Here is a 17636-nt window from a genome sequence, read left to right as displayed (position 1 = left end):
AATCAACACCAATTATACTATCGGGCTACTCGTCACAAATATTACCTATGAGCAAGCCGTTCAAAGTTAACTCCCCGTTCAAGCCGGCGGGTGACCAACCGACCGCCATCAAGTCTTTGGTTGAGGGTATTCATGCGGGTCTAGCTGCCCAAACGCTCTTGGGTGTCACCGGCTCGGGCAAGACCTTCACCATGGCACACGTCGTAGAGCAGCTGCAGCGCCCCACCATAGTAATGGCGCACAACAAGACCCTGGCGGCGCAGCTGTACGGCGAGTTTAAGGAGTTCTTTCCAGACAACGCCGTAGAGTACTTCGTGTCCTACTACGACTATTACCAGCCCGAGGCCTATGTGCCTTCCTCCGATACCTTTATCGAGAAGGACGCCTCGGTAAACGAGCATATTGAGCAGATGCGCCTCTCAGCCACAAAAGCCTTGCTAGAGCGTAAGGACTGCATAGTGGTCGCGACCGTGTCGGCGATTTACGGTCTTGGTGATCCAAAGTCCTATTTCAAGATGGTCATGCATATCTCCCGCGGCGAAATGATCGACCAGCGCGAAGTATTGCGTCATCTCGCAGAGCTTCAATACCAGCGCAACGACATAGATTTTTCCCGGGGTACTTACCGGGTTCGGGGCGATGTGATTGACGTGTTCCCGGCAGAGGCTGAAGCCGAAGCAATACGCATTGAACTCTTCGATGAAGAGGTCGAGAACATCAGCCTCTTTGATCCGCTCACCGGCGCGATCATCGCTAAAGTACCTCGGGTAACCATCTACCCAAAAACGCACTACGTTACGTCCCGAGACATCATGCTCAACGCCATCGAGCATATTGAGGTAGAACTTGATGAACGTGTAAAGCAGCTCAAGTCTGTCGAGAAGCTCGTGGAAGCGCAGCGGCTGTCTCAGCGCACGCGCTATGACATCGAGATGATCCGTGAGCTTGGCTACTGCCAGGGCGTCGAGAACTACTCCCGTTACTTGTCCGGAAGAGGCCCGGGGGAGGCGCCTCCAACACTGTACGAATACCTGCCGAGCGATGCCCTGGTGATTATCGATGAGTCCCACGCCAGCATTCCTCAGATTGGTGCTATGTATAAGGGAGATCGTTCGCGAAAAGAGACGCTCGTCGAGTACGGCTTTCGTTTGCCTTCGGCACTGGATAACCGACCGTTGCGATTCGAGGAGTGGGAAAACCTGCTGCCCCAGGCGGTGTTTGTGTCCGCAACGCCGGGTCCCTACGAAGAGGCCCATGCGGGGCAGGTCGTAGAGCAGGTGGTAAGGCCTACAGGCCTAACAGACCCAGAGATCGAGATCCGCCCAGCGACGACGCAGGTGGATGATCTCCTCGGAGAGATTCACAAGGCCGTGGAGATGGGCGATAGGGTGCTTGTCACAACACTCACAAAACGCATGTCCGAGGACTTAACGGAATATCTCGCGGAGCACGACGTGCGGGTCCGTTATCTCCACTCAGATATTGATACGGTAGAGCGCGTGGAGATTATCCGTGACCTACGCCTGGGTAAGTTCGATGTTTTGGTAGGTATTAACCTTCTGAGAGAAGGCCTGGATATGCCAGAGGTAGCTCTGGTTGCGATTTTGGATGCGGACAAAGAGGGGTTCTTACGTTCAGATCGGTCGCTGATCCAGACTATTGGGCGAGGCGCGCGTAACTTGCGGGGTAGGGCGATACTCTACGCCGATAAAGTTACAGGCTCGATGCAGCGAGCTATTGATGAAACGGATCGTCGTCGCCGTAAGCAGGTGGAATTTAACGAAGCGAACAACATTACGCCCGTGGGCGTCACTAAAAGTATTCAGGACATCATGGAAGGCGCCCGTCGGATGCCGACTAAGGCCAAAGCCAAGGGCCAGAAAGTGGCGGAAGAGACTTTGGCCTACGGGCAGGAGCTACTTAAATTGTCGCCTACAGCTCTCGCAAGACGTCTCGATAAAATGGAAGCGCAAATGCACGAGCACGCAAAAAATCTGGAGTTTGAGCAAGCCGCTGCGCTCCGCGATCAACTCACGGAGATTAAGCAACAAACTTTTATGAGCTGACCGCGACTTGCTTAGCGGATGACCAATACCCTATTAGTTACTGGGTAGACCCACTCCACGCCGCGTTCTGTAACAACAGCGTCATCCTCCAAAGGTACTCGCAGTTTTTTGTTACCCCACTCAGGTATAGCGGTGTACGCGAATAGTTCGATGGAGAACAGATTGCTCGGGTGAATCATGTACTTCATGCGTTCGGGGTTAAACCACGCGATGGAGGGGCCGATTCCGTGGCCGAGGTTGCCCACGCTATGGCAGCCAATAATGACGTCGACCACACTGGGGTCGTCGGTGGGCTGATTGAATTTTTCCATGACCTTAAAGCCTGCCTCGTTGATTTTGCCGTTCACAAGATCAAAGGTCTCACCGGCGGTGCGCCCCGCTTTAATGTTAGCTTTGAGAATATCGCGTACTTTTCGTCCGTTATCGAAAGCGGTCTGAATGCTTTCGGGAACCTCAGTTTCTCCTTCCCGGAGTACATAGGCCTGACGTTTGATGTCCGTAAAGAAGTTGAGATAGCCGACCCCCCAGTCTATTGCCAGAAAATCTCCACGCTGAATGACGTGATCATCTGATAAAGCAACAAAGCCATCAGGGCCTGTGATGTATACCGATGGCATGCCAAAGGATGTACCGAGATTGTTCTCAAATTGTTGCTCCCGCATCCACCAGGCCACGTCAGCAAGGGTGGTAACCCCCGGTGTGATAACTTCGTTGGAAAACGCGGTTTCGGCAATTTTTCGTGACATTTCGCCGGCGCGAGCAAAAGCGGCTATTTCTGTGGCCACGCGGCGAGATCTAAAGTCCGATGCTAACTTCTCGGCGGAGGTGAAGCGGCTGCTGTAGGTTTCACCCAGAGTCTTTTGAAGATGCCGATAAGCCGTCAGCGTTAAGCCATCAGCACCGCCAATGTGCTCGGCATAATTGAGCGCGATGGTCTTGGGATCTCGTTCCGCCACAAACGCAGCTAGATCGAACTCGCCTTCGGTGGTGTAGTCGTAGGCGCCGTTTTCCTCAATGAGATGTGTGCCAATACCCAGCGCGACGCGCTCGACACGCCCCTTGCCAAAGTCTTCTTCGCGGTAAGTAAATATGTAGTAGCCCCAACCGCCGACATAGCCTTTGCCAAAGTCTTCTGTGAGTGGATCGTTGTAGCCTTCACGATTCACCGTAATCCACATTTCTACGCCGTTCTCGCGCATGACCTCCGGGAGCACCAGGTCAAATTTCTCTTTACGGATTTGGTTCATTAGCTCCCAGCGGGTTTGAGCTTCTCCCTCGCTGAGTGCGTTTAGGCTGGTTACAAGCAAGATGCTCGCGAGGAGGAGGCGATATGCGTAGGTCATGGGTCTCATTCCTATCAATGGTTCAGAAAGAAACTCTAGCAGCTGCAGCGCGGTACTTCTTCTCTTTAATCTGCAGCTGCTCTGGTGCAGAATGCGCGCCCCGCGGTGAGGTTCGTTCCTTATCGAAATCATGTGGCCTTTCGTGGGGGCCACCACTGAAGGAGACGCACTAGATGCCAACCATTACTTTGCCAGATGGCAGCCAAAGAATTTTTGATCACGCCGTTACCGTAGCCGACGTTGCTGCGGACATAGGTCCGGGCCTCGCGAAAGCCGCATTAGCAGGTGTCGTCGATGGCCGAGAGGTCGATACAAGTTTCAGTATCAACGCCGATTCTGCTCTCGCCATTGTCACCGAGCGTGATGATGCTGGCGTGGAAATCATTCGCCACTCAACCGCCCACCTTCTAGCGATGGCTGTGCAGAGCCTTTACCCCGGCACCCAGGTTACGATCGGCCCGGTCATAGAAGACGGCTTTTACTACGATTTTGCGGGTGAGCATCAGTTTACGCCCGACGATCTGCCGAAAATTGAAGAGCGCATGGCTGCGATCGTAGCTGAAGACCTCAGTGTCGAGCGTATCGTTATGGATCGCGATGCTGCTGCCGCTGAGTTCGAAAAGATGGGCGAGAGCTACAAGGTCGAAATTATTCGGGATCTGCCCGAGGGCGAAGAGATTTCTTTGTACCGCCAGGGCGATTGGATGGACCTTTGTCGAGGCCCCCATGTTCCGAGCACGGGCAAGCTGGGCGCGTTCAAACTGACCAAGCTCGCGGGTGCTTATTGGCGTGGTGATTCCAACAACGAGATGCTGCAGCGCGTCTACGGCACCGCATGGGGTAACAAAAAGCAGCTCAAGCAGTATCTGCGCCGCATCGAAGAGGCCGAGAAGCGTGACCATCGCAAGATCGGTAAGAAGCTGGATTTGTTCCACACTCAGGAAGAAGCGCCGGGTATGGTGTTTTGGCATCCTCAGGGCTGGACTATTTACCAGGTTATTGAGCAGTACATGCGCGAGCAGCAGCGTGCGAACGGGTATCAGGAGATCAAAACGCCGCAGTTAGTCGACATGACTCTGTGGGAGAAGTCCGGTCACGCCGACAAGTTCGGTGACGACATGTTTACGCTCAAGTCCGACGAGCGCGATGTTGCCGTAAAGCCTATGAACTGCCCCTGTCACGTACAGGTGTTTAATCAAGGGCTTCGTTCCTACCGCGACCTGCCTCTGCGCCTAGCCGAATTTGGCAGCTGTCACCGTAATGAGCCGTCTGGCTCCCTTCACGGGATCATGCGTGTGCGTGGTTTTACCCAGGACGATGGCCATATATTTTGCACGGAAGAGCAGATTCAGCCCGAAGTATCGACCTTTATAGATTTTCTTCATGCGGTTTACAGGGATTTTGGCTTTGACGAAGTTATTTATCGTCTTTCGACTCGCCCTGCCAAACGCGTAGGAACTGACGAAGATTGGGATCGTGCCGAGAAAGCGTTGGCCGATGCCTTGGACGCGCAGGGGTTGGATTGGCAGGAGCTTCCGGGGGAGGGTGCTTTTTACGGCCCCAAGATTGAGTTTTCTCTTAAGGATTGTATTGGTCGAGTTTGGCAGATGGGCACCGTGCAGGTCGATTTTTCCATGCCCGGAAGGCTCGATGCGCAATACGTTGCTGAGGATGGTTCTCGCAAAACGCCCGTCATGTTGCACCGTGCGGTACTTGGTTCTTTCGAGCGATTCATCGGAATTCTCATCGAAAACTTCGAAGGTGCGTTTCCCGTTTGGTTGGCGCCAAAACAGGCCGTAGTACTCAATATCACCGAAAAGCAGGACGAATACGTGCGTTTTGTGGAAGATTCCTTGAAAAACAAGGGTTTTCGGGTTTTTTCGGACTTGAGAAACGAGAAAATCGGCTTTAAAATCCGCGAGCACACAATCCAGCGCGTTCCCTACCTAATCGTGGTGGGTGAAAAAGAAGTCGAAGCGAAGACAGTGGCCGTACGGTCGCGTAGTGGTGAGGACCTCGGAACGATGTCCATTGAGGCATTTGCAGAAGTTCTCGACCGTGACGTGGCGCAACATGGCCGCATTGCCGTCGGCGACAGTCAGGAATCCTAGTTTAATAACCGGGCTTGGCCGCAGGATTGATATAAGGCTCCCAAAAGGGAGCGTAAAATTGGAGAACAGCGATCAGTAAAGATAGCGGTAAGGGCAAAAGATCCCTTATCAATGATGAAATAGTCGCGGATAAGGTCCGTTTGGTGGGTGCAGAAGGCGAGCAGGTGGGTATTGTCCCTCTGGCCGAGGCACGGGCTGCTGCAGAGGCAGCCGGTATGGACCTTGTACTGATTGCGGATCAGTCGGATCCCATGGTTTGTAAAATCATGGATTACGGCAAGCACATCTTCGAGGCGAAGAAACAGAAGAACGCCCAGAAGAAGAAGCAAAAGCGTACGCAGCTTAAAGAAATGAAGTTTCGTCCAGGGACGGAGGAAGGGGACTACCAGGTAAAACTACGCAACCTGGTGCGTTTTCTTGAGAACGGGGATAAGGCCAAAGTCACGCTGCGTTTTCGCGGTCGTGAAATGGCTCACCAAGAGATAGGCATGGAGCTACTCAAGCGAGTAGAAGCTGATCTTGCGGAACTTGGCGGTGTCGAGCAGTTTCCGAAAATGGAAGGCCGACAGATGACCATGGTTATTGCCCCGAAAAGGAAGAATGGCTAGAGGCCCGTGAATGCCCTAAGCCATTTAATTTGATGTGAGTTCCAGCTGTTTATTCGCGGGAAGCCCCAAAAGGGAGTCGTTGAATAAGGTTGGACCCAATGCGGAGTACAAGTAATGCCTAAAGCAAAAATTCACAGCGGAGCGGCTAAGCGCTTCAAAAAAACAGCAGGCGGCTACAAGCGCAAGAGTGCGCATAAGAGCCATATCCTGACCAAGATGACCACTAAGCGTAAGCGCCAGCTGCGTGGAACTTCAATGATCCATGACAGTGACAAAGTGCTGATCGACCGCATGTTGCGGGCGCGCTAAGCGTTTATTAAGGACAGGAGAATACTATGCCTCGCGTAAAACGTGGTGTCGTCGCCCATCGTCGACACAAGAAAATTCTGAAGCAAGCCAAAGGTTATTACGGAGCACGCTCACGCGTCTTTCGCGTAGCCAAGCAGGCAGTTACAAAAGCGGGTCAATACGCTTACCGTGACCGTCGTCAGCGCAAGCGTCAGTTCCGTGCACTGTGGATCACGCGTATTAACGCCCAATCCCGTGCGAATGGTTTGACTTACAGCAAGCTTATTAACGGCCTTAAAAAAGCCAACATTGGTTTGGATCGTCGGGTACTTGCGGATCTCGCAGTACATGACAAGCCAGCCTTTGCAGCAGTCGTGGAGCAAGCCAAAGTAGCTCTCGCTGCTTAAGCCCCTGGCTGGATATATCCCGCCGCGAAAGCGGTAGGGCTTGCAACACGGAAAATCAAAGGGAAAGGGCCCAGCCTTTTCCCTTTTTTTGTGGCCTTTTCTTTAGGTCTTATATGAGTCGTCTTACACAAAGCGGTCTTACGGGTAACAGTTGAACATGGAAAATCTCGAAAAACTTGCCGATGAGGCTCGCCAGGCGATCAACGCGGCACCTGATGTACCGGCGCTGGAAGCGGCCCGGGTAGACTATCTGGGCAAGAAGGGCGCGCTTACGGCGCTCCTAAAAGGCTTGTCTTCACTATCCGCCGAAGAGAGGCCTGCGGCAGGTGCTCAAATTAATGTCGTTAAGCAGGAAATGCAGGCATTGATCGGAGAACGGAAAGCAGCTTTGGAAGAAGCGGCGATTAGTGCGCGTCTTGCTAGCGAGTCTATCGACGTCACCCTTCCGGGGCGCTCGGTCGGTGGTGGTCGAATCCACCCGATCAGTCGAACTATTGAGCGAATCGAAGAGTTTTTCGGCTCTGCTGGATTCTCCGTCGCTGACGGTCCAGAAATTGAGCAGGACTACTACAACTTTGAGGCCCTGAATTTTCCGCCCCATCATCCAGCTCGAGCTGAACACGACACATTTTTTGTTGATCCGACAACGGTGCTACGCACGCATACCTCTCCTGTGCAGGTCCGCGTTATGGAGAGCAACGAGCCGCCTCTTCGGATTATCTGCCCGGGGCGGGTTTACCGTTGTGATTCGGATCTAACGCACACGCCGATGTTTCACCAGGTTGAGGGGTTGTTAGTTGACGAGCACTCGAGCCTTGCGGATCTCAAGGGTCTGATCGAGCAGTTTTTGCAGGTGTTTTTTGAGAAGGAATTCGCCGTGCGGTTTCGCCCGTCCTACTTTCCTTTCGTAGAGCCCGGCGCTGAAGTCGACATCCAGTGTGTGCATTGCGGTGGCGATGGTTGCCGCGTTTGTAGTCATACCGGATGGCTTGAGGTTATGGGGTGTGGAATGGTCCACCCACGCGTATTCGAAATGGCAGGGATCGATCCTGAGCGCTATTCGGGCTTCGCCTTTGGCATGGGGGTCGAGCGTTTGGCCATGCTTCGTTACGGCGTGAATGACTTACGTCTCTTCTTCGAGAACGACTTGCGCTTTCTTGCGCAATTTTGATTGCGACCCGACGTGCACGGCACTGTGTTGGTCAATAAGGAGTTAACAGGTGAAATTTAGCGAGCAATGGCTGCGAGAGTGGGTGAACCCCGCTCTAAGTACTGAGGCCCTCGGACACCAAATCACTATGGCAGGCCTCGAAGTCGATGCTATCGAGCCGGTGGCGGGCCCTTTTACCGGCGTGATCGTCGCTGAGATAACGGAAGCTGTTCAGCATCCGGATGCCGACAAGCTACGCGTATGCACCGTAGATGCGGGCAATGGCGCGACTGTGCAGATTGTCTGTGGTGCACCCAATGCACGCAAAGGTTTGAAAACCCCGCTGGCAGTTGTGGGAGCGATGCTTCCCGGTGACTTTGCCATCAAGGCGGCAAAGCTCCGAGGTGTTGAATCCCAGGGAATGCTTTGCGCCGCATCGGAGCTGGGTTTGTCCGAAGAAAAAGACGGGATTCTTGAGCTGCCCGGTGATGCACCGGTCGGCACAAATTTGCGCGACTACCTCAAGCTCGATGACGTCAGTATCGAGATCGGTCTTACCCCAAATCGCTCAGACTGTCTTGGCATTGCGGGTATTGCTCGAGAGGTCGGGCTCCTCAACGATCTAAGCGTTTGCGCTCCGCCGGAGAATGTTCAGCCGATCACAACCGAAGAGTCCCTTAGCGTTGATTTACGGGCCGCGGATCGCTGCCCTCGATACCTGTGTCGTGTCATCGAAGGTGTAGACCTGAGTCGCCCGACGCCGGTTTGGATGCAGGAGAAGTTGCGTCGTTGCGGCGTTCGAAGTATCGATGCGGCGGTGGATGTTACGAACTATCTCCTTATTGAGTTTGGCCAACCTATGCATGCCTTTGATCTGGATAAGATCAACGGTGGCATTATTGTGCGTGAGGCTGCTCCGGGTGAATCTCTGGCTTTACTGAATGATCAGGAAGTGACCTTGGGCGAAGGGAACCTTGTTATCGCGGATCATGAGGGGCCTCTGGCGTTTGCGGGCATCATGGGTGGCGCTGGCTCTGCGGTGGGCGAGGGCACTACGCGTATTCTCCTTGAGTCGGCTTTTTTTGCGCCCGTTCCTTTAAGTGGCCAGGCCCGTTCCTTTGGTCTGCATACCGATTCTTCTCACCGCTTTGAGCGCGGTGTGGATTTTCAGCTGCAGCGCCGCGCGATGGAGCGTGCAACGGAGTTGTTGCTGGAGATTGTAGGCGGTGCTGCAGGCCCTATTACCGAGGCCGTATCAGAGGACGATTTGCCAGCACCAGCGCCTATTCACCTACGTGCTGCGCGCATTGAACGCCTCTTGGGCGTCGTTATTGACGGAGAAACCGTAGAGCGCATTCTGCGGGGTGTTGGGCTGGACGTGTCTAGGGTCGAAGACGGCTGGGAATGCACGGTCCCCAGTTGGCGGTTTGATTTGCGTATCGAGGCTGATCTGCTTGAAGAGCTGGCTCGGGTGTACGGGTACAACAATCTTCCCGTCACACGTATCCGAGCGGATGTTGTACTTCCTTCGATTCCCGAAGAGAAAGTCAGATTACAGCAGCTACGACGAGCTTTGGTTGCACGCGACTATTACGAAGCGATTTGTTACAGCTTTGTGGATGCGGATATTCAAAAACAGCTTGATCCAGATGTTGAGCCAGTGGCGCTCAACAATCCGATTTCCCCCGAACACGCCGTGATGCGTAGCAGCTTGCTCGCTGGCCTACTGCGATCGGCGGAGCACAATGTAAAACGTCAGCAGCCTCGCGTTCGCTTGTTCGAGACGGGACTTCGCTTTGTGCCCGGTGCCGAAGGTCTTAGCCAGAGACCGGGACTAGCTATGTTGGTTACCGGTTCTTTGAGTGCTGAAAGCTGGGCTGAGCCTGCACGCAATGCTGACTTCTACGATCTCAAAGGAGATATCGAGGCGCTGTTGGAATTGACCGGCGATGTGTCTTCGTTCCGTTTTGAGGCGGGAGAGCGCAGTGCGCTGCATCCCGGGCAAACGGCTTGGCTAAAGCGCGGTGAGCATACTGTCGGTTATATAGGTGTGCTGCATCCCACCGTGCAAAAGGATTTGGACTTTGACCTCCCTGTCGTAGTGGCGGAATTGGATCTGGAGTTGCTGTGTTCGGCGACGATTCCCGCGTTCGCGCCGGTTTCTCGTTTTCCGGCCTTGCGCCGCGATATTGCAGTGATCGTGGATAAGACCGTGGTCGCTGGTGAACTTCTAGCCAATGTTCGTGCTAATGCAGGCGTTTACCTTCAAGACTTAACGCTCTTTGATGTGTATGAAGGCAAAGGCATTGATCCTGCTCGCAAAAGTGTCGCTCTGGGTTTGACTTTTCAGGATCATTCGCGCACCCTTGATGATAATGAAGTCAACACATGTATTCAGCAAGTCGTTGATTCGCTGAAAGAAAACTACAAAGCGGAGCTTCGCGGTTAGCCCTTGGGCTAATCTTCGCACTGAGCGACGAAGCCGGCAGTAAAGGTCTTACCGGGACGGTTGAACATGAGCGCACTGACCAAGTCCGAAATGGCAGAGCGGTTATTTGAAGAACTCGGGCTTAATAAGCGCGAGGCCAAAGAAATAGTCGAGCTGTTTTTTGAAGAGATTCGTGTTTGCCTCGAGAATAACGAGCAGGTGAAACTCTCTGGTTTTGGCAATTTTGATTTGCGTGATAAAAACCAGCGGCCCGGACGTAACCCAAAAACGGGAGAGGAAATTCCGATTTCTGCTCGCAGAGTGGTAACCTTCAGGCCAGGACAGAAGCTCAAGGCCAGAGTAGAGGAATATGCTGGAACCGAGTCACAATAACGAACTCCCCGCGATACCGGGCAAGCGCTATTTCACCATCGGTGAGGTAAGCGAGCTCTGTGCAGTAAAGCCCCATGTCTTGCGATATTGGGAGCAGGAGTTTCCTCAGTTAAAGCCGGTAAAGCGACGAGGAAACCGTCGTTATTATCAACGCGAAGATGTGCTGATGATTCGGCAAATTCGCACGCTCTTGTACGATGACGGTTACACCATCGGCGGAGCGCGGCAGCGTATGACCGATGAGAAGACCAAAGGCGTGCATCCCACTCAGATCGATGCCGTGATTCAAGAAACCATCGACGACCTCGAAGAATTGCTGGAGTTGCTCAAGCCCGGTCGTTAGACGGTCATATCAGCGCTGGCTTATCAGGTCAGCGAAAGCATAAGCACCGTCAAACATTGTCAGTATCAATTTCTTGCGTATAATGCCGCCTCGATTGCAGGGGTGAGTTCTCGCCAAGTAATCAAGTTCTACCGCTCGGGGCGTAGCGCAGCCTGGTAGCGCACCACACTGGGGGTGTGGTGGTCGCAGGTTCAAATCCTGCCGTCCCGACCAATAACTATAAGAAGTCTGGTTCATGCTCATCAGGCAAACATTCAAAGCAGTATAGGCTGTATCACTGACCACCTGATAACTTGGTGGAGCGTAGCGCGGGTAAATAGGCGCTGCGTAGCTCACAGGCCAATGCTGCGTAGGTCGATACACTGTCTGCCATGAAAATTGCCATTGTTGATGATCACGACTTGTTCCGTGACGGTCTAGCACTTCTTTTGTCTACCTTGGCGGAAGACGTTCTAGTCATAGAGGCCGTTGATTCGGTCACGGCTTTAGCTTTGCCAGCTAAGCATCCTGATCTTGATTTTATGCTCCTTGATCTAAACCTGTCTGAAGAAGACGGGTTCGCTGTTCTGCAGGTCATGAACAAAGATCATCCGACTATTCCTGTAGCTATTCTTTCGGCGTCTTTACGACAGAAAGATGTCGACAGGGTAATGGCGACCTCTGCAGTGGGCTACATACACAAAAACACACCCAGCAAGTTGCTCTTGGGGGCCGTTCAATTGATGTTGGCAGGTGGAATTTATACGCCGCCAACTGCCACACTTACGGAAGAATCCCTTAGCCCTCAGAACGAATCGGATTTAACGGGCCGGCAGCTTGAAGTCCTCGCTCTCTTGGTGGATGGCCAGACAAATAAGCAAATAGCTAGAGCACTGGCTATTGCTGAGACAACCACCAAAATGCATGTAACCGCGATTTTTAAAGCCCTGGGGGTAACTAACCGCACTCAGGCTGCGCTTGCTGGTCGCGCGTTCTTGTAGCACCTCAGACAGGTGCTGGATCAATACCTCCGGCTAAGCTCGAGTTCCCCTGTTTTGGTAAGCTTCGAAGGAATGCCCTTAGCTTAGCCGGCTGAACCGGCTTATGGAGTACCTGATACCCCTTTGTCCGTAGGTCAATCTGCAGCTGGCTTTCTGTGTCTCCTGTGACAATGAGGGCAGGTATGGTCGAGTTGCAGGCTCTGTTAATGGACTCTATCGCGTCAACCCCTGTTTGAGCGTCGCGGAGTCGATAGTCGCTGATGGCCCCATCGGGTTTGCGTTGCTCGACGTCGAGTTGGGCAATCACATCATTTGCACTTGCACCTAAGATGACCTCGCAGCCCCAACTGCTGAGGAGTTGCTCCATGCCGTCACGAATACTTTCTTCGTCATCTATAACAACAATAAGAGGTCGTGCGGAAATCAATGTGTTCCCGGAGGTCGGGTTACTGGTGACCGATTCCAGGTCGCCGCTTTGGGTTGCTGCCTCTACCGTCACAGAAAACGTCGAACCTTGACCGACCTGCGAAACCACCTCAATGTTGTGATCCAGCAATTGTGCGGCTCGCTGCACGATCGATAGGCCAAGCCCCAGACCTTTTTGTCGATCTCGCTCCGGGTTACCGAGCTGGTAGAACTCCTCAAATATGGCTTTTTGGTTTTCAGGGGAGATACCGATTCCCGTATCACTAATACTGATTTTTACACCGTCGTCCGTGGGAACGCTGGCCACATTGATTTCGCCCGCTTTCGTGTAGCGAAATGCGTTTGCCACGTAGTTACGTAGTATCTGTTCCAGTAATGCGGGCTCACTGCGGACAGCGAAGTTGCCTGTTGGCCATGTAATAGTTACGTTGCGTTGAGCAGCCTGCGGGTCAAACTCAACGGCTAGCCTTTTGTACATGGGCTGCAGATCAAAATCAGTTTTTTGAACATCAACGGTACCTGCATCGAGTTTGGATATATCGAGTAAGGCTTCAAAAAGGCTTTGCAATGAATCGGCAGATCGTTTGATCTTGTTCGTGATTTCGCGATCTTCCGTTGAACTCATACGCTCCTCGAGCGCGGACACGAACAGGGTTAAAGCGTACAGCGGCTGGCGTAAGTCATGGCTCGCTGCTGCCAAAAATCTCGATTTTGCACTGTTCGCTTCTTCCGCCTCGACCTTTTGCTCTTTGAGCTGATCAATGAGGTCCAGATTCTCAAAGCGCAGCTCCATGGCGCTACTAAGGCTGCGGTTGATTTTGATATTGAAAACGGTCTGGGCTATCAGAAATACAATGGTCACGCTGGCAAGGGCGCTGTGAACCGTGTCGCCAATCAGTAACAACCTTAGGGTTATAGGCGCCAGCATTAGGGGAACAAAAGCATAATAAGCGGGCAGGTATATACTCAGGGAAAATGCTGAACCGGCAGCCATAGCGAGCAGGCTCAGAAGAATGAGCAACTGAAATTCCAGCTGACCTGGGAGGAACATAATCAGTCCCCCCGCTCCCCAAATGATTCCGGCAGAAGCACTGCCCAATATCAAGAACGCCTGGTAGCGCCTAAGTTTACTCACCTCGAATCGCTGTTTAAACGAAAGATAGATGGCAACTCTGGTCCCAAGCATCACAAGCATGGCAGTCATCCAAAGCAAGAGCCACTTTGGGGCAACCGCGCCCCAAAAAACGTAAACCAGCGCCGTGCTGACGACGAGGTTGATTGCTACGAGAGAGGCAATGGAGTCGTACAGCGTTTTGATCTGCTCTACGCGAATCGCACTTGCGGAGCTAGAACGCATGCTCGTTGCACTGGATATAGGGGGCTCTGTACTCATCAGCTTAGCAATGCTCGATTGGATCAATGTGCCCCAAGTCAACCGTCTGACAGCTGAGGGGGGGTGGCCACGATTCACCATAGTGATGTCTGCGATCCTAAATTGCGACACAGACTTAAGTAGGTAGTTGAGGCAGACCTTTGTGCGATACCGGGTCTTATCGGCGCTTGATAGTGTGGAACAACGCTATTTGCAGATTCATTCCTTGCAAAAGCCCCACTATATCGAGATGAAAATGATGCCCCATACGTCAGCTTTTAAGCGCTTAGGTGAGATCTGTTTAGGCTCCGCTGGGCTGGACATCGTCAGGTGGCCTAGGCTGCTGTTAGCCGTTGTAATGCTGCAGATACCTGTTTTGGCATATGGTGATCCTGAAGACCCTGGGGTGGAAGCGTGCAAGGTCGACCGTTTACAGATTGACTCCATTACACAAATTAAGCCCGCAGGCGGTCTCGACGCAGTGGGTGAGGCCTTGCTACAAAGTGCGATTGAGGGCGTCATTTTGGCGCCAATTGGCATCGGTTTTAAGGCAGTAAAAGCAGGTAAAAGTGCGACCACAGTTACTGGTACGAAGGTACTTAAACAAGCCGGGGGCAAGGTTTTTTCAGAATACACTGCGGTCCTGGATGACTTGACCGATAGCATCGATGAGTGGGCTAGCGAAGAGGACGACTTTCGTATTCGGATTAACGGTAAACCTTTTCATCGCCAAAGAATGTCGCTAGTCGCTGGAGACCGATCATTAGGGCCCGAGTGCTTTGGCTGCCCCAAGTCCACTTCAATATTGGGTAAGGGAACTGTTCAGCTCATAGAGTATGACGACAATAGCGTTAATGACAATTTGGGTAGGTTTACTGTTGAAGATGAGCTCACGATCGTCGGCGAAGAGAATCCAATACCCGGAGGAGACGCGATTGAACCGATTAACGAAGGCGAAGATATTGTGGTCTCGGCTCCGTTGGCAGAAAACAATTCAATTTACAGATTGTCTTACACGCTGTTTCCAGGGGATGGTTCTATCGAAGATCTCCCCGAGCGATTGCTTTGCGGATATTCCGAATGTTGGGATGCAACTGAAGGCTATCCAAGGCAGGCAGGTTCTATCAGCGTCAAAGAGCCGGCTCTATCCTGTCCTGCGGGTTACAGCTTGGTTTACAACCCGCTCAGTACCGACGCGTATAAGTTTGGCAATAATTTTTTAACAAGCAGAAGCTTGTCGGTGTGCGAACTGATTCCTGATTGCGGTGATACGTTTGATGAGTTGAGCACGCTTGGCGGGCCGGAGGCTCTGCGCGACGGCGATATCATAGTCCTGAGAACCTTTCTTGAGCGCGATCGGTCAGAGGATCAGAATATTTTTGGCGGCAGCAAAGTTTACTTTTATGGATCGCGCGAAGGTGGACAATACTTGGGCGTCGCCCCTGGCATTGGCAAGGATCTCGCCAGGGTTCACGTAATGGATCCTAATAGATTAGATGCGCAATGGCGGGTGTCTCACCTGCCCAGTGGGGAGGTCGTGCTGCAGTCTGCTTCCACGGGAGCGTACATGACTCGATGTCTAGGGTGCTCGGGTATCGATGGGAACTCCCTAAAGGTCGATACTTACAAACCCTCTGTATACGGAAAAATACTCTTTGGCGATAGAGGGAACAATAAATACGACTTGGAGATGGGAGGCGGTCAGTGGAATATTGGCGCTTATGGTTACAATCCAGATACAGATACGCCCGATGTCGCTGTGGAAGGAACCAGCCTTTTTGTCCCTGACATCTACGTCAAAGATCTAGCCGGTTACAAATACCTCGCAAGGCCCATACCCGCAAGGTGGGATCCGGGGTGGACCGTTCTTGTCAAAGATCAAAGTCAGCCGCTCGTCATCATCGACTGTGTTGATTGTGAAATTGATGAAAGCGTGAGTTTTCAATACCGCAGCCTGCTTGTTAACCGTGACGCAAGTTATGTTATTGACCGTGACGTGGTGCTCGGTCGCGGGCAGACCATAACCAATAACGGGACTCTTGTAATTACCGGTAACTTGATCGTCGACAGCGCGGCGAGTATTCAAAACATGGGGTCGATACAGGTTAGGGGTTCAGTCGTATTGGATGGCGTATTAAAGAATGAAGTCGGTGGCACCCTACTTAACAATCCTGATGCCCGCTACAACCTCCTTGGCAGTATTAATGGCGGCGGTGAACTGATCAACAGAGGTCGATTGGAGAACGAGGACATAATCCGTGTCGCGTCCGTAAGCAATTCTGGGACTATTCTCGACCTGACCAGAGGAGGGTTTATTAGCGCGATCATTCAAAACACCGGTGAGGTTTACACCCGGGATCGTACGAATGGTAGTCGCCTGGAGACTAACACCGCGAATAGCGCAGGTGGCCGACGGATACTAGATGCCCGATTTTTTTCCGCTTCTGGGCTCGGGTGTTCCGGTATTGGGCGTTGGCAGCCCGAAACCTTGACCTGTGAAGAAGTTGTCGGATGGATTCCCTCGGGGGCCACATGGGTTGTGGGCGAGGGCGTTACGCTTGACTCGTCTGACCTGTCTTCAAGGCTGGTCATGGACGGTTCCCTGATTAATTACGGCCAGGTGACCGGGTTCGAGAATATCGAGGCATGTGGCGGTGCGCTTACCAATCTTAACGGTGATGAAAGTTACGGATCTGCTGACTTTGCAGCCTGTGCTGTCTCGGCGCAAGAGGCGGAGTGTGAAAAGTTTGTAGGCGGGGCTTGGAATGACATTACCAAGGTTTGTGTGGCAGACGGATACAGAAAAGACTCGGAGCAGGAATTCAGCGACGAATCCAATGAATCCGGATTTTGGAGCTTGGTAATACCCGATGGTGTGACCTATAAACTCTATTATCTCCGTCCCAACCCGCTAATAGAGGGGTATCGTGAGGAAGGCTTCTCTATAGTTATTCAGAACGGCGGGAAATTGGTAACCCAGTATGCAGGGGGGGGTAACGAGAAACGATCCAGCGGCTTCATCCAGAATTACGGCACCATTGATTTGGGTGAACCGGAAACCTGCAATGAATGTAATGGCGTTGATTACCTTTACTTGGAAAATGTGTCGCTTGATAACTACGGTGTTGTATCTAGCCCGATCGAGGTGCTGTACAGCTCCGTTCGTAATTACTGCGGAGGGAGTGTCAGTCTCCGTAGGCCAGAATTCGACACGTTTAAAATTTCCCAGGAAGTGCCTTGCGCTGCTCAGGACTACGATGGTGACGGCGTAGATGACTTTGCGGACTTCGATCCGCTAGACCCGAGCGTGAGACTGGATTCCGATGGAGATGGCGTTGCAGATAGCGTTGATGCTTTTCCCAATGACCCCTCTGAGACCAAGGATAGCGATGAAGACGGCGTTGGCGATTCCGCTGATTTCTTGCCATTGAGTAGGCTTGAAATTGCAGATACTGATGGCGATGGTGTGGGCGACAATAGCGATTTTGCTCCCAACGATCCCAGCGAATCAGTGGATACAGATGGTGATGGCGTGGGTGACAATAGCGATTTTGCTCCCAACGATCCCGGTGAATCAGCAGATACAGATCGCGATAAGGTCGGCGACAACGCCGATGCTTTTCCAAATGCAAAGACTGAACAGCGCTGGGAGAGCATTGCATTACGCACTACCCTTAGTGATTCCGATTCCGCTTGCACACTTATGGACAGCGAGTTCATT

The 17636-nt window shown here is 52.5% G+C and carries 13 protein-coding genes and 1 tRNA gene; 12 read left to right on the top strand and 2 right to left on the bottom strand.

Features of this window, described 5'->3' with window-relative positions; translation table 11 throughout:
* Window positions 1-47: 47 nt before the first annotated feature.
* Window positions 48-2066, top strand: coding sequence for an excinuclease ABC subunit UvrB (gene uvrB, locus AB8B76_RS01725; protein WP_405269374.1), 2019 nt, complete (start codon window positions 48-50; stop codon window positions 2064-2066).
* A gap of 11 nt (window positions 2067-2077) precedes the next feature.
* On the opposite strand, the gene AB8B76_RS01720 is transcribed toward uvrB, so the two are convergent.
* On the bottom strand, window positions 2078-3409 hold the full coding sequence (locus tag AB8B76_RS01720; protein WP_405269368.1) for a M24 family metallopeptidase: 1332 nt from the start codon (window positions 3407-3409) through the stop codon (window positions 2078-2080).
* Between the two features lie 173 nt (window positions 3410-3582).
* Between AB8B76_RS01720 and thrS the strand changes: the two genes are divergently transcribed.
* The 10 genes from thrS to AB8B76_RS01670 all read left to right on the top strand — a co-directional run bounded on the left by thrS (window position 3583) and on the right by AB8B76_RS01670 (window position 12117).
* Window positions 3583-5520, top strand: coding sequence for a threonine--tRNA ligase (thrS, locus tag AB8B76_RS01715; protein ID WP_405269365.1), 1938 nt, complete (start codon window positions 3583-3585; stop codon window positions 5518-5520).
* A gap of 71 nt (window positions 5521-5591) precedes the next feature.
* Window positions 5592-6128 carry a translation initiation factor IF-3 gene (gene infC, locus AB8B76_RS01710; protein WP_405269371.1) on the top strand — a complete coding sequence of 179 codons (537 nt, stop codon included), beginning with the start codon at window positions 5592-5594 and terminating at the stop codon, window positions 6126-6128.
* 114 nt (window positions 6129-6242) lie between these two features.
* A complete protein-coding gene (rpmI, locus tag AB8B76_RS01705; protein WP_405269362.1) occupies window positions 6243-6437 on the top strand; it encodes a 50S ribosomal protein L35 in 195 nt (64 codons plus the stop codon).
* A gap of 26 nt (window positions 6438-6463) precedes the next feature.
* Entirely contained in the window at window positions 6464-6823 is a 360-nt protein-coding gene (rplT, locus tag AB8B76_RS01700; protein ID WP_405269360.1) for a 50S ribosomal protein L20, read from the top strand.
* Between the two features lie 157 nt (window positions 6824-6980).
* Window positions 6981-7994, top strand: coding sequence for a phenylalanine--tRNA ligase subunit alpha (pheS, locus tag AB8B76_RS01695; RefSeq protein ID WP_405269357.1), 1014 nt, complete (start codon window positions 6981-6983; stop codon window positions 7992-7994).
* A 49-nt stretch (window positions 7995-8043) separates the two neighbouring features.
* Entirely contained in the window at window positions 8044-10422 is a 2379-nt protein-coding gene (pheT, locus tag AB8B76_RS01690; RefSeq protein WP_405269354.1) for a phenylalanine--tRNA ligase subunit beta, read from the top strand.
* Window positions 10423-10488: 66 nt separating this feature from the next.
* Window positions 10489-10794, top strand: a complete 306-nt coding sequence (ihfA, locus tag AB8B76_RS01685) for an integration host factor subunit alpha (protein ID WP_008294679.1) — start codon at window positions 10489-10491, stop codon at window positions 10792-10794.
* Window positions 10772-11137 carry a MerR family transcriptional regulator gene (locus AB8B76_RS01680; protein ID WP_405269350.1) on the top strand — a complete coding sequence of 122 codons (366 nt, stop codon included), beginning with the start codon at window positions 10772-10774 and terminating at the stop codon, window positions 11135-11137. The genes ihfA and AB8B76_RS01680 overlap by 23 nt, the downstream gene beginning before the upstream one ends.
* A 136-nt stretch (window positions 11138-11273) precedes the next feature.
* A tRNA-Pro gene (locus AB8B76_RS01675) sits at window positions 11274-11350 on the top strand.
* Window positions 11351-11508: 158 nt separating this feature from the next.
* Window positions 11509-12117, top strand: a complete 609-nt coding sequence (locus AB8B76_RS01670; RefSeq protein ID WP_405269347.1) for a response regulator — start codon at window positions 11509-11511, stop codon at window positions 12115-12117.
* A gap of 4 nt (window positions 12118-12121) precedes the next feature.
* On the opposite strand, the gene AB8B76_RS01665 is transcribed toward AB8B76_RS01670, so the two are convergent.
* A complete protein-coding gene (locus AB8B76_RS01665) occupies window positions 12122-13936 on the bottom strand; it encodes an ATP-binding protein (RefSeq protein ID WP_405269344.1) in 1815 nt (604 codons plus the stop codon).
* Between the two features lie 337 nt (window positions 13937-14273).
* Here AB8B76_RS01665 and AB8B76_RS01660 point away from each other — a divergent pair.
* Window positions 14274-17636, top strand: a 3363-nt coding sequence (locus tag AB8B76_RS01660) for a hypothetical protein (protein WP_405269341.1), incomplete at its 3' end; no start/stop codon positions are given.

Source organism: Congregibacter sp., assembly GCF_045107095.1.
Taxonomy (GTDB): Bacteria; Pseudomonadota; Gammaproteobacteria; order Pseudomonadales; family Halieaceae; genus Congregibacter.
Note: the sequence above shows the minus strand (reverse complement) of the source record. Positions and strands in the feature narration are given on the sequence as shown.

What these genes read in the sequence shown, in the direction of transcription:
- rpmI (WP_405269362.1), top strand. Translation starts at nt 6,243, where the DNA reads ATGCCTAAAGCAAAAATTCACAGCGGAGCGGCTAAGCGCTTCAAAAAA.
- thrS (WP_405269365.1), top strand. Translation starts at nt 3,583, where the DNA reads ATGCCAACCATTACTTTGCCAGATGGCAGCCAAAGAATTTTTGATCAC.
- AB8B76_RS01665 (WP_405269344.1), bottom strand. Translation starts at nt 13,936, where the DNA reads ATGAGTACAGAGCCCCCTATATCCAGTGCAACGAGCATGCGTTCTAGC.
- rplT (WP_405269360.1), top strand. Translation starts at nt 6,464, where the DNA reads ATGCCTCGCGTAAAACGTGGTGTCGTCGCCCATCGTCGACACAAGAAA.
- pheS (WP_405269357.1), top strand. Translation starts at nt 6,981, where the DNA reads ATGGAAAATCTCGAAAAACTTGCCGATGAGGCTCGCCAGGCGATCAAC.
- AB8B76_RS01680 (WP_405269350.1), top strand. Translation starts at nt 10,772, where the DNA reads ATGCTGGAACCGAGTCACAATAACGAACTCCCCGCGATACCGGGCAAG.
- AB8B76_RS01670 (WP_405269347.1), top strand. Translation starts at nt 11,509, where the DNA reads ATGAAAATTGCCATTGTTGATGATCACGACTTGTTCCGTGACGGTCTA.
- AB8B76_RS01720 (WP_405269368.1), bottom strand. Translation starts at nt 3,409, where the DNA reads ATGACCTACGCATATCGCCTCCTCCTCGCGAGCATCTTGCTTGTAACC.
- uvrB (WP_405269374.1), top strand. Translation starts at nt 48, where the DNA reads ATGAGCAAGCCGTTCAAAGTTAACTCCCCGTTCAAGCCGGCGGGTGAC.
- ihfA (WP_008294679.1), top strand. Translation starts at nt 10,489, where the DNA reads ATGAGCGCACTGACCAAGTCCGAAATGGCAGAGCGGTTATTTGAAGAA.